Source organism: Sphingosinicella microcystinivorans (genome assembly GCF_027941835.1).
GTDB lineage: Bacteria > Pseudomonadota > Alphaproteobacteria > Sphingomonadales > Sphingomonadaceae > Sphingosinicella.
In genome coordinates this window covers 4225539-4238052 of the sequence record NZ_CP116005.1, presented here as the reverse complement: position 1 = coordinate 4238052, position 12514 = coordinate 4225539, and the positions used below count along the sequence as shown (strand labels likewise).

The following is a 12514-nucleotide window of genomic DNA, read 5'->3' as shown; positions in this document are numbered from 1 at the left end:
GCACTTCTGCCAAAGTAGTGCTAGGGTTGAGACTCAATTAGAGCCAGAATGCCAAGGCTGTAGCAAGGGCAACGGCTGAGAGGAAGTTTCTGGCGAGCTTGTCGTAGCTGGTGGCGACGCGGCGGACGTCCTTGATCCGGCAGAAGGCATTTTCGATGAGGTGGCGCTCCTGGTAGCGCTGCTGATCATAGCGGATGGCGCGTTTGCGGTTGCGGCGCCCGGGGATGACGGGACTGGTGCCGTTTTCGCGCAGGGACTTACGCAGGCGGTTGGCGTCGTATCCCTTGTCGCCGAGCAGGTAGCGCATGGGACCGGCGCGTTCGAGCAGTGCCGGAGCCGCCTTCACGTCGCTGACATTGCCGGCGGTCAGCATGAGGGCGTAGGGGCGGCCCAGCACATCGGTCAGGGCGTGGATTTTGGTAGTCCAGCCCCCGCGCGAGCGACCGATCGCCTGGGTCTGGCGCCCCCTTTATGGATGGCTTGCCCCTGACGTGACCCCCTGGTTTCCACCAGCCGGGATTAGAGCCCAGCTGCTTTGTTGCGCATGAGCGCGGTTGAAGCAATGGCCTGCGTAGCGGAGCCCGTAGGGCGGAGCGAAGCAGGCCATTGCTTATCCAGTTCGGCGGCGAACGCCGCCGGGGTTGCGTAGCCAAGGGATGAGTGTGGTCTCTCCCGGTTGTAATCATCCACCCAAGCAGCGATCTCGACCCTGGCATGGGCGAGGCTCATGAACAGCGTCTCGTTGAGCAGTTCATCGCGCATCCTTCCGTTGAAGCTCTCGACGTAGCCGTTCTGCATTGGTCTTCCCGGAGCGATGTAATGCCACTCCACGCCGATCTCCCCGCACCATGCCAGCACAGCATTACTGGTGAGCTCGGTTCCGTTGTCGCTGACGATCATGCCGGGCTTGCCACGCCGGGCGATCAACTCGGTCAGCTCGCGCACGACACGGCGCCCCGAGATCGAGGTGTCGGGCACCGCTGCCAGGCACTCCCGGGTCACGTCATCGACCACGTTGAGCACGCGGAACCGCCTGCCAGACGCCATCTGATCATGGACAAAGTCGAGGCTCCAGCGCTGGTTCGGCAGCGCCAGCACCGGAGCAGGTGCTCGGGTCCCGACAGCACGCCTGCGGCTGCGTCGTCGTCTGACCCCGAGCCCTTCCTCCTGGTAGATACGCTGGGTCTTCTTGCGGTTGATCATCACGCCCTCCCGGTGCAGCAGGATGTGCAGACGGCGATAGCCGAACCGGCGACGCTGGTTGGCCAGCTCGCGCAGCTTCTCACGCAGACCGGCATCATCGTCCCGCGTGGAACGGTAACGCACGCTCTTGCGATCGGCATTGATGACACGACACGCCCGCCGTTCGCTCATCCCGTGGCAGGCCTGGAGATGAGCCACAGCTTCCCGCTTGGCGGCGGGCGTCAGAACTTTTTTGACAGGAGATCCTTCAACGCAGCCTGGTCGAGCATCGCATCGGCCAGCAGCCGCTTAAGCTTCGCGTTCTCGCTCTCGAGCTCCTTCAGTCGCCGTGCCTCGGATATCTCCAGCCCGCCATACTTCGACTTCCAGTTGTAGATCGTCGCTTCCGACACACCGTGCCGCCGGGCCAGGTCCGCAGTCTTCGCGCCCGCCTCGGCCTCCTTCAGCACGCCGATGATCTGCTCTTCCGTAAACCTCGTTCTCTTCATCTCGTCCGTCCTTCCATCAAGGCCGGACTCTAATCAACACTGGAGGAAAATCAGGGGGTCACGTCACCCCTTATCCAACGGTTGTTGTCTAACAACAGCAGATCGTTTGAGGAGCGTGGTCGGGCTGGATGCGACCGGCAAGGTTACTGTTCGGCGGCGGATGCGTCGTGCGACGGTCATCACGTTTGCAGCGACTCTCGATCCGTGTGTCGTCGCGATGGAAGCGTGCTGTGGTGCGCATCACATGGGCCGGGCGCTGGTGGCACTGCGTGCGATCTCGGTCTTGATCCAGCGGTGAACCCATCTGCTTCCGCGCGTCGTGGAGGTGGGCGGCAAAGCCGCTCACCCGCGACACGCGTGACAGAAGACCAGACCCGCGGCAAGCGAGTGAAGCCTACTCCGATGGGTAGCTCGGGATCGAGTGATTTCCCAACACCTACACTGAATCGTGCTGGCATCGTCTCGCCCTGTAGGGATGATCAATGGCTGCGTGGCCTTCCTCTGGGGGCCAGTTTGGAAGGTGCTAGCTTCAGCAAGAGCCGCCAGCGCGGGGGAGTTAGAAAAATGAGACACGCCCCTCCGCCGACGTCGACCTATGCCGTCGGACCATAGTCGGCAATCCACTCCCAGGATCAATTCGACGACGCAGCCTGCAAATTGGTGAGGCAAATAAATGAGTGAGCGGACGCCAGTGTCGAACAGCATGATGAACAGTCAATCGGAACCGGCAGGTCAGGCGAAAGCCGTGGCGGTTGGCAGAATATTCGAGGACGTTCCGCTTACCATAGAGCATCTCAAGGCCGGATTGGCCCTCTTCATGGTCTTCGCCATCGATGCGTGGGAGATGATGATCATGGTCTACACTTCACCCTTGATCTCGCGCGATTTCAACCTCGGACCCGTGGAAGTTGGGGCGCTGATCGGCTCGATCTTCATAGGGATGACAATCGGATCTTTGTTGTGGGGCCCGGTCTGCGACAGGTTAGGTCGCAAAAAATCCATCATCTTCAGCCTGCTTTCATTCGGCGCGATCTCATTGGTCGGCGCCTTTTCAGTGTCTTATATGATGCTTTACGTCATCCAGCTTCTGGCTGGCGTGGCAGCAGCCGGCATGTTCGTTACAACCTTCCCGTTGTTCGAGGAGCTGTTACCCGTCAAGGTTCGGGGAAAGTATACAGTCTATCTGGCGTCCGGTTGGCCGATCGGGATGCTCATGGCGCTCGGCGTCGTCACTGTTTTTTCGCCATTCGGCTGGCGCTGGATCATCGCCTTCAGTGCTCTTGCCAGTCTTTGGGCTGTCGTGGTCTGGCGCTGGGTTCCGGAATCGCCCTACTGGCTCGCGGGGGCAGGGCGACAATCCGAAGCAAAAGATGTCATCGCGAAGCTGAGCGGCAATAAGATCGTCATCCCCGCGCTGCAGACCCTTGCAGTCGAGGAGGTGCAACGTGGTTCGACGGCTGCGATATTCAATAAGAAGCTTCGTGGTACGACCATCCTGCAGGTCCTTATCAACTTCTCCTTCTCATGGGGCTATTGGGGCCTGCAGACATGGCTGCCGACCCTTTTGGCGCAGCGCGGACTGAGTCTTCCGGAGAGCTACAGCTTCATCGCCCTGTCGGCGGTCTGCATGATCCCCGGCTATATTTCGGCATCCTTTCTCACCGGACGCTATGGGCGCAAGAAGGTCATGATCGCCTATGTCGCGCTGTCCGCGGTCGCTGGTTTCGGCTTCGCCAACGCGACCTCGGTCGAGGCGCTCTATCTCTGCAATTTCCTGCTCGCTTTCTTCAGCCTGGGCGCGTGGGGCGTATGGGATACGTGGATCGGCGAGCTGTATCCGACTGGCGTGCGAGTTATCGGCTATAGCTGGGGCGTCATGGCGCAGCGTCTCGCCAATACAGTTGCGCCGTCTGTTGTGGGCGTCCTGGTCGCACATTCGACGTCCTTCTCCATGACGGCGAATTTCATCAATATGTTCCTGTTCGCGACGGTCATCCTGGCGCTGTTTCTGCCGGAAACCGAGGGCGAGGATCTTCACTGAAGCACAGGCGCTGCGCCGGCCTCCGGGTCGCTGCAGCGCCTCTTCCCGGAGATGGCGTCCCGTTAGGCCGCCTTCGTGATGCGTCGGCATGGACCGGTCGCACGTCAAGCATGGCTGACGTCCGACGCACCCGCGCAAGAAGGGGATCCTCTCGCCTGGAGAGGGTAGCTTTTCTGTTGTCGCGGGGGACGGGCAGGGGCCCGTCAGCCTTGGCGGCGATTGGCCAAATGGTCGAGCAGCAGAAAGGCAATCGCCGACAGGCCGCTAAGCGGCTCGCCGGCTGCAACGCGCTCCGGCGTATAATAACCAGGTTCGGCCGTTAGATTGACCGCTCCGATGGTCGTCCTATTTACGACGATAGGATAGTTGATCGCGGATCCGATCCCCATTTCGCGCAGGAACTCCCAGTCCACATAGTGGGGACGAAAATCCTCGACACTGTTCGCGACGAAAATCTCCTGCCTATCCAGCACCATCTCAACCCAGTCGGACTCGGTCACCGGCTTGTCGGCGCCCACCGGATGGGTTTCAGGGCTGGTGGTAAATACGCGCCGGCCGATCCGTGCCTCCCGGTCGGTGGTCATGAAGGTCAGCATCTTGAAACCGACGCGCTGCATGTAAAGTCGTTCGAGCACCGCGAACACCGCGTCCGGCTGGCCTGATCCGCGAAGGGCTCCGGCCACTGCCAAAAATGCCTGAGATAAGGACTTGGCTTCCTCGATCGTCGTCGTCGCGGCAGTATGTTGGTTGCTCAAATCACTCATCGATCTTTCCTGTCATTTCAATGGATCTGCGCGCGGCAGTTTGGTTGCACGAGAGATGAGCAACGATCGCTTTCTCCCCGCCGGGCGATGCAGCGGTACCCCTTCAGACGGGATGTCTCGAGAGCAATTGCTCATCAGCGATGGCGATGCTCTCCGGTCGCCGCTTTCCTCTCAGACGACCTGGTAGCGATTGCCGATGCCGGCACCGGCGGGCAGCAAGCCCCAGCTTTCTATTTCCGCTTCGGGAGGCGGGAGGCAGCTTCCGACCCGGCTCGGCGCCCAGTCGAACTGACGCTTCATGCCGCCCAGAGCCTCGGCCATCTTGAGCGCTGCGTTGATCGGGTCAATGATCGGCACTTTCAGCTCCTTCTGCACTGCCTCGAACAGACCAAAGGTGCAGGTGCAGCCCAGAATGAGAGCTTCGGCGCCGTCCTCATCGATGGCACGCCGGCCAGCTTCGATAATCTGGCGCGCTGTGAATTCGCAATCCGCTTGCAGGTCCGGGACGGCGATATTGATGGGTTGCATCGAAGCGAGCCGATCGCCGTATCCATAAGTGTGGACCCGCTCCGTCATCTGCTGGATCCATTTATTCTGTCCGACAATGACCGAGAAGCGATTGGCGAGGTTTCCGGCGATTTGCACTGCGGCCTGGCAGGGTCCTACGACGACTGTCGATCCGGATATCTCCCGCGCAGCTTCGATGCCGGGATCATAGAAGCAGCCAATGACCATCGCGTCCATTCCGCTTGTCGCGGCATCGCGCGCGGCGCGAATGATGTCGCCGATGACGAGCGCTTCGTAGGTGCGAAATTCGAGATGCTGGGGACCGCCAGCGCGGAAGGAGACGACGTTGATCTGCGTGTCGGCATTCTTGATGCCGCGCATGAACTCGCCCATTGGCTGATCATAATCCGGAGAGCCGATAGGATTGACCCAAAGGATCCGAACGGGGGGCGGCGAATTGGCCATGGATCTTCTCCTGAAGTAAAAATGTGGGGCAGGCGGGTCGACCGCCTGCCCCTGTTTTTTCTTAGAAATTGTACTTCAGTTCGACACTCCAAGTCCGTGGCTGCGCCGGGTGTCCGAAGCCGCCAAACACCCATTCCGAATTATAGGCCTTGTCGAACAAATTGCTGACGGATGCGGTGAGCGACCAGACGTCCCCCGCGTCCTCCAGGCCGAGCCTCGCATTGACCAACTCATAGCCGGAGCGGGCCGTCGAATTGTCCGGGTCCCAATATTGCTTGCCATGATGCTCGATATCGGCGCGCGTGAACAGGCGAAGGCCTTCGGTGATCGGCGTGCGATATTGAACGCCGGCCGCCCAGGTCACGCGGGGAATATAAGGCGCCCAATTGCCGATCGTTGCCGGGCTGAAATCGAATTCCTTGATCTCGCTGTGGGTGTAGCCAATGTTCGCATAGACATCCAAGCCCTGCGCGAGGTTGGCGACAGCTTCGATTTCACCGCCATACAGCCGGACCTTGTCGATGTTGACAAGCACCTGCGCTCCGACGCTTCCGACGAAGACGAAGTAGAACGGATTCTTGTCTTCGGTCGTGAAGATCGAGCCGTTGATGCGGAGACGACGGTTGAGCCATTGGCTCTTGAAGCCCAGATCAAAGGTAGACGCCTCTTCCTGCCTCACCACGTCGAACACGCCCGGCAGCCCCGCCGCCGCGGCGACGCCGGCCTGGTTGAACTGACCGCTGCGGAAGCCGATGCCCCAGGATCCGAAGATGCTGACATCGTCATTGACCTGATATTTCAACGTGACCTTCGGCTGAAGCTTGCTGAAAGTCTCCGTGCGGTCGCAATTTTCCGTCGCGGTGGTCGTGCAGCCCGTCGGAAGGGGACCGGTGCTCAACGGGACTACGAACTGGGTCCGCCTATCCTCGTCATAGCGGAGCGCGACTGATGCTTCCAACCCGTCGGTGATGTCATAGGCCAGGTTGCCGAATAACGCCCAGGCTTTGTTGCCATTGTCGTCCGCGAGGAAGGATAGGGTGGGATTGCGCGGATCGTTGAAGAATGGCTGCCGTTTGACTTTCAGGATGCCCTGAAGATTGTCGTCGCCCGTGGTGGTCGAGATGTAGCGGCTCGTGTCGAGATAATAAGCGCCGAACATCCAGCGGAAGGATTGCGTTGCCGGCGAGGCAATTCGGATCTCGTTCGACCAGGCCTTCAGATTTTCATATTGCGTCTGTGTGCCATCCGTGCCGAACACATCGACCGACGCGGTATATGGGAACTGATCGCTCCCCAGATACTCGACGATCTTGTTCCACGACAGGATGTTCGTGATCGTGAAGGCATCCGCGTCATAATCGAGCTTGAACGAGACTTCCGTGATGTCGCGCGTTCCGTGGCCCAGGTTGGTCGCGCATAGATCTCGCTGCACGAAGTCGGCATCCGGGGCAGGGCCACCGAACGGATTGGTGGGATCCAGGAAACAGGGCCGGGCCGGATCGTAATTGGCGCCCTGGAATTGGAAGTTGCCGGCGCCCGATTCCACGGTGCTGATGTTCGCCCGCAGGTCTGCCGTCAGCCGGTCGGTAAGGAAAGCGCGGAGGCGGCCGCGAACCGTCAGCTCCTCCGATCCATCGGCCATCTTGTTGAGATAGACGTTTTTCAGAAGCCCACCGAAATTCCGGTAGCTTCCCGCAAGGTTGAACAGCAATTTGTCGTCGATAATCGGCCCGCTCATCGAGCCTTGCAGGCGATAATCGTCGCCGCGGCCGGCGCTGACGCGCGCATTGCCCTCGAACTCGTTCGTCGGCTGCTTGGTGGTGATCACGATCGCTCCGCCGATGGCGTTGCGGCCGTAGAGCGCGCCCTGCGGTCCGCGCAGAACTTCGATCCGTTCAATATCGAACAGATCCTGAGTGAACTGACGCGACGTCACCTGCTGGACGCCATCGACGACGGTCGCCACCGGGCTCTCGCCGTTGCGCACCTGCGAAATGCCGCGGATGGTGAGGAATGAGACGCCGGAGCTTTGCGTTTTGTTGATCGACAAGTTTGGCGTCATGCCGATGAAATCGGCGACGTCGTTCACTTGCGCGTCCTCAAGCATTTTTTCTGAAAAGGCCGTGACGGACACAGGCACCTTTTGCAGGCTCTCGTTGCGAAAACGTGCGGTAACCAAGATCTCCTCGATACCGGTTTCCTCTGCTGCCGCAGGGTCCGCCTCAGCAGCGGTCGTTGCTTCCGTTTGGGCGAGCGCGGGTGTCGCGCTGCTCAGGAATGCGGCCGTCAATGCGGCTGCGCTGACGACATAGGTTTTCGATCGCTTGGTCATGTTCCCCCCTGTGCTGCGCCTGGCATTGTTGGCCAAGCCTGTTAGTGCAGATCGCTAATCTGTTCCCCCACCAGAGGCGTGGCGACAAGCTCAACGGAGAATAGATGAGAAGAAAATCTGGCTAGGTTCGGTGCCCAGGCTGACAGAAACCTACCCGTCCGGGTAGGGGGAAAGCTGAGGAATCTACAGGAATTTCAAATCGCGGGCCTTGGCGATCGCCTGCGTGCGCCGATCGACCTGAAGCTTCGTGAAAATGTTCTTGAGGTGAAACTTCACCGTATGCTCGGTCACATCCAGCACGCGCGCGATTTCCTTATTGGTTCGCCCTGCCGCCAGTTCCCCTAGGACCTCCTGTTCGCGACGGCTCAGAATGATGTCCTGCGTTCCGCCCGATATCGGGTGATGCTTCACGAGTTCTTTCATGAAGTTGAGGGTGAGGCTTTCGATCGGCCCATCCTGCTCTTGTCGTGCCAGGGATCGAAGGAGGGGCATGATCCCGCGTTCGAAGGGACGCGATATCCGCTCCGGCGCGGCCCGGTTCAACGCATCGAGCAATGTCGTCTGCGCCCGGGTACGGTCACCAGCCAGGTCGTTCAGATAAGCGCGCAGGACGAGCACCTCGATCCGGAATATCACGGCACCCACGGAGGCGCAGCATGCCTCAGCGTCTTCAAGGAGGCGCAACGCCAAACCGCGATCGCGTACGGAAAGCGCATTCGCCAAAGCCAATCGGCTTTCGACAAAGGGGCGCCACAGGAACGGGTCGTCGACCCAGACCCGATCCGGCAGCCGCTGCCGCAGCCGCTGAATCAAGCCATCCATCTCCGACGTGCGACCCTCCCGCACTGCGTTGCGCAGGCGATGCGACAAGACCAGCAGTTCCAGTCGCTTTAAGCCGCGGCCCTCGATTATGCGTTCGGCGCGCGCGAGAGCGGCTTCGGGCTGTAAATCCGCCTCGACGTCGAGCCCGTTTCCATAGAGCTCGAGCCACCCGTCATAATTTTCGACATGTTTGGCTGCCGTCAGGAATTTATCGCGTTCCTCGCCAACCAGCCGGCCCTGCCAGTGGCGCAAAACGCCGCAGAGAAGATCTGCGTGGAACCGGAGTCCGGAATCCGCGCCGGAATTGTCTTCGGCCATCCGGCGGGCGATCGCGACATGCGCATCGGCAGCCTCGAAACGTCCCTGGTACATGGCGATTAAGCCGGCATGGAGGAAACAATAATTGAGACCCAATACGGTGCGCCCTTGCCGCATCGCACGCATCATCGTCTGCACGCAATCTTCCGCTTCGGTGAGGCGACCAAGAGCGATCAGAAAGAGCAGGCGCTGACTGGTCAGGATTGCGATGGTGATGGCGTCGCTCGGCGCCACCGACGCGAGGCGCGCCTCGACGGCTTCCAGGTCGCGCGGTCCGATTGGCAGGTCCTCATAGACGTCAAGTAAGGCGCCCACGTTGAGGAGATCTCGCGCCAACCCTGCTTTCGTCGGATCCTGGTCATGCCATGCCCGGGCGGCGTCGGCCAGCGCTCGTGCCTCTCGAAGATGTCCATCCTTAATGCTGAGATAGGCGCGGGCGGTCTGGAGCCGCGGGTAACGGCCGAGCAGGTTCGCAGGTATATTGTGCAGCAGGTTTCGAAGATAACCGATGCCGCCGAACAGGATCAGTTCCCAACCGCCCGCCTCCTCGATCAGCACAGCGCATCGATCATAGTCCCCAGCTGCGCGTGCATGCCGCACGGCTTCGATGACATTGTCTTGCTCCGCGAACCAAGCCGACGCGCGGCTGTGCAACCCCCGCACCTCATCCGGAAAGCGACGTCGCAGATGATCTTGCAGGCATTCGGCAAGCAGCTGGTGGTAGCGGTACCAGCCATGCGCCTCGGAGACCGGAGCGACCAGTGCGTTGAGCGGTTCAAGGCGTTGCATCACGTCAAGCGCGTCCCGGCGCTTGGTCACGACATTGGCGAGTTCGGCGTTGAACCGTTCCAGGATCGACGTGTGGATCAGGAAGTTGTGCAGATCGGGGGGAAGGGCGGCGAGCACCTGCTCGGTCAGATAAGCTGCGATGTGACCGCTGCTGCCTGTAAAGGAATCAAGTGCCAGGCACTCGCTGTCATTGTCCCCGATGAGCACGCGGGTGAGCTGAACGACGACCGGCCATCCGGCGGTGCGTTCATGGAGCCGCGACAGGCGTTCGTCACTGATCGGACGGTTGAAGGCCTCTCGGGTTTCGTCCGGTGAGAAGCGGAGCGCGTCGGCGTCGATCTCGATCGCATGTCCCGTCGCAATCAGCTGCGGAAGATTTATGAGCGGCTTCGCGCGGCTGTTCATCACGATCGAGAAATTGCTGGGCGCGCCGGCGATCAGGTCGCACAAAAGCTGATTGACCGGCGGCGACTGCGCACGGTGATAATCATCCAGGATCAGTACGACTGGGGCTAAATGATTGCGGACGGCATCCATTATCGCGTGAATGCTTGGCTTCAGCTCGCTTTCAGTCAGCCCTTGGGTCGTTATTGGGCGGAGAGGGCTGAGTGCCACTCCCGCCTCCGTTAGCGCGAGGATCACGTACGACAGGAACTGGTGCTGATTTCTGTCCGCCTCGTCCAGCGTCAGCCACGCGACTTTTATTCCCCGCCCGAGCAGTTGGCGCCGCCACTGCGTCAATAGGCTGGTCTTGCCAAAACCGGCCGGCGCGACGATCATGCTGAATCGGTGTCCATGGCAACGGTCGAGCATCGATAAGAGCTGCGTACGTTGCACGAGCTGCAGCTCGGACGCGGGAGGATCTAGCTTCGCGCGAATGAGCCAGCGCAGCTCGCCGTTTCGGCTGTTCGACATGCTACACGGATACCAAGTTGACGATTGTTTCTGCGCTACCTCTGGACATTGATCGATATCTCCACACAGAGGATGTCGCCGCTGGTAGCCGCCTCGCACGGTCCCCGTCGCGGAAGGAACCGGAGAAAAAGGCTGGCGACGCGGCGACTATAGCAGAAATTTCATGCTGTTCCATGTCTAGCGCTCCGGCCGGAACGGTGATGCATCGACGGCGCTCGGCTCCTCGAGTATTGCGTCCACCACGATCGCTGCGGACCCCATCGCCGATGTCCAGCCGAGATGGCCATGGCCCGCATTGACGAACAAATTGCGGGTACCCAGGCGGCCGATGAACGGCATTCCATCGGCGCTCATCGGCCGCAGGCCCGCCCAGGCTCGCGGCTCGGTATCGGCGAGACTTTCAGCCAGCTGCGGGAAAAGTTGCTTCAGCAGCCTGCGTAGATTTGCAACTCGGTCGCCTGCAATTCGCGTATCGTTGCCGGTGAATTCGGCCGTTCCAGCAATGCGCAAGTCCTTGCCAAGAGGCACGAACACGCAATGAAACGTGTCGTCGATGACTGGGATCGCCGGTCCGCCCGGGGGGACATCACTATAGGTTGCGGTATAGCCCTTCGCTGGCCGAATGGGCAGGCTCGGACCCAGCCCTTTGAGAATTTTGTTAGACTGCCCGCCCGCTGCGACAACGACGCTCCGTGTCTGAAAATCGCCTCCGGTCGTCCGCACGACAGCGTGCCGCTCGGATTGATACGCGATCTTCTCGACCTTTGCCTGGGTTACTATCCGACCACCCAACCTTGCGAACTCCTGTTGCAGGCGTTGGCAGAACGCGAATGCATCCCCGGTCTCGTCTCCACGGAATCGCAGCCCCCCTGCCAAGTCGCTTTCCACGGCACCTAGCGAGGGCTCGACGGTGACGACCCGCGCTGGATCAAGCATTTCGAATCTGAGGCCCAATGTTTCAAGCTTGTGTGCCGCCGCAGCTCCAGCCTGAAGCGAAGCATGATCGCGGAATAGCTTGATCGTGCCGGTGCTTGCATGCCGGTAATGCAAACCAAGTTCCTCGCGAACCTGCCGCGTCTTGCTTACCGAGTATTGAGCAAGCAGGAAGTTAGCGCGGGTAGCCCGCTCATGATGACGACGATTCGCGTGATAGAGAAACTGCGGTCCCCAGGTCAGCAACGAAGGGATGGCATGCAGCCTCAACTTCATTGCGGAGCTTGGGTCGAACAGCGAGGCGAGCAGGAGGCGATGGACGCCTGGCGCGTTCCAGGGCTCGGTGGAAGATGGGGTCAGGAGGGCTCCGTTCGCGAAGCTTGTTTCGAGACCCACCCCCTCGCGCGCCTCGATAAGCAAGGTGGCGAGTCCCCGCCGCGTTGCCTCGTAGGCAGTGGTCATGCCAATGATACCGCCGCCTACGACAATCAGATCCGCATCCAACTTGGACACCATGGTCAACTCCAAGGGGCTACGCCGCGTGATTTCCATCTGCGCTGCGGCGAATTGGCTAGAAGGATGACGCAGCTCACCGCTCCAGGCGGGCAATCGCTTCGATCTCTACAAGGCATCCCGGGATTACGAGATCGGACACGACCGTCGAGCGAGCCGGGCGAATGTCGCCGAAAAATAACGCGTAACGTTCGTCGAAGTCGGCAAAATGTGCCGGAGCCGTGATCCAGATCGTCGTCTTGACCACGTGGCGCCGGTCGAGGCCGTGGGGTTTGAGCGCGTCTTCTACGGCGACAAGGCACAGATCTGTTTGTGCACCGACGTCGGCCGCGACCGGTTTGCCGTTCGGCCCCAGCGCAAGTCGGCCTGAAACGAAGACGAAGGGAAGGCTTGCGATGGCATCCGTCAAATGCGGCATGTTCAT

8 protein-coding genes and 2 pseudogenes are annotated in these 12514 nt (G+C 60.5%); 2 read left to right on the top strand and 8 right to left on the bottom strand.

Translation table 11 applies throughout. The features are described from left to right. Nucleotides 1–37: 37 nt before the first annotated feature. Both PE061_RS20465 and PE061_RS20460 read right to left on the bottom strand, forming a co-directional pair. Nucleotides 38–466, bottom strand: a pseudogene (locus tag PE061_RS20465) (IS5 family transposase); the annotation flags it as partial. Between the two features lie 53 nt (nt 467–519). Next, nucleotides 520–1691 (bottom strand): IS3 family transposase gene (locus PE061_RS20460; RefSeq protein WP_271256981.1). Its coding sequence is split into 2 segments (ribosomal slippage): nt 520–1439 and nt 1439–1691, totalling 1173 coding nucleotides; the frame shifts between segments, so codons are not numbered across the junction. A gap of 106 nt (nt 1692–1797) precedes the next feature. Between PE061_RS20460 and PE061_RS20455 the strand changes: the two are divergent. Continuing rightward, nucleotides 1798–1953, top strand: a pseudogene (locus PE061_RS20455) (IS110 family transposase); the annotation flags it as partial. Between the two features lie 429 nt (nt 1954–2382). Beyond that, nucleotides 2383–3732 carry an MFS transporter gene (locus PE061_RS20450; protein WP_271256980.1) on the top strand — a complete coding sequence of 450 codons (1350 nt, stop codon included), beginning with the start codon at nt 2383–2385 and terminating at the stop codon, nt 3730–3732. Nucleotides 3733–3935: 203 nt separating this feature from the next. On the opposite strand, the gene PE061_RS20445 is transcribed toward PE061_RS20450, so the two are convergent. The 6 genes from PE061_RS20445 to PE061_RS20420 all read right to left on the bottom strand — a co-directional run bounded on the left by PE061_RS20445 (nt 3936) and on the right by PE061_RS20420 (nt 12514). Continuing rightward, nucleotides 3936–4496, bottom strand: coding sequence for a GAF domain-containing protein (locus PE061_RS20445; RefSeq protein ID WP_271256979.1), 561 nt, complete (start codon nt 4494–4496; stop codon nt 3936–3938). A gap of 171 nt (nt 4497–4667) precedes the next feature. Next, a complete protein-coding gene (locus PE061_RS20440; protein WP_271256978.1) occupies nt 4668–5468 on the bottom strand; it encodes an aspartate/glutamate racemase family protein in 801 nt (266 codons plus the stop codon). 61 nt (nt 5469–5529) lie between these two features. Next, nucleotides 5530–7800, bottom strand: coding sequence for a TonB-dependent receptor (locus PE061_RS20435; RefSeq protein ID WP_271256977.1), 2271 nt, complete (start codon nt 7798–7800; stop codon nt 5530–5532). 183 nt (nt 7801–7983) lie between these two features. Next, nucleotides 7984–10644, bottom strand: coding sequence for a LuxR C-terminal-related transcriptional regulator (locus tag PE061_RS20430; RefSeq protein ID WP_271256976.1), 2661 nt, complete (start codon nt 10642–10644; stop codon nt 7984–7986). A gap of 177 nt (nt 10645–10821) precedes the next feature. After that, nucleotides 10822–12093, bottom strand: a complete 1272-nt coding sequence (locus PE061_RS20425) for an FAD-dependent oxidoreductase (protein WP_271256975.1) — start codon at nt 12091–12093, stop codon at nt 10822–10824. Between the two features lie 73 nt (nt 12094–12166). Next, on the bottom strand, nt 12167–12514 hold the full coding sequence (locus tag PE061_RS20420) for a RidA family protein (RefSeq protein WP_271256974.1): 348 nt from the start codon (nt 12512–12514) through the stop codon (nt 12167–12169).

Bases quoted from the DNA above. Each gene is read 5' to 3' on its own strand.
- PE061_RS20445 (WP_271256979.1), bottom strand. From the start codon at position 4,496: ATGAGTGATTTGAGCAACCAACATACTGCCGCGACGACGACGATCGAG.
- PE061_RS20420 (WP_271256974.1), bottom strand. From the start codon at position 12,514: ATGAACATGCCGCATTTGACGGATGCCATCGCAAGCCTTCCCTTCGTC.
- PE061_RS20435 (WP_271256977.1), bottom strand. From the start codon at position 7,800: ATGACCAAGCGATCGAAAACCTATGTCGTCAGCGCAGCCGCATTGACG.
- PE061_RS20430 (WP_271256976.1), bottom strand. From the start codon at position 10,644: ATGTCGAACAGCCGAAACGGCGAGCTGCGCTGGCTCATTCGCGCGAAG.
- PE061_RS20425 (WP_271256975.1), bottom strand. From the start codon at position 12,093: ATGGTGTCCAAGTTGGATGCGGATCTGATTGTCGTAGGCGGCGGTATC.
- PE061_RS20440 (WP_271256978.1), bottom strand. From the start codon at position 5,468: ATGGCCAATTCGCCGCCCCCCGTTCGGATCCTTTGGGTCAATCCTATC.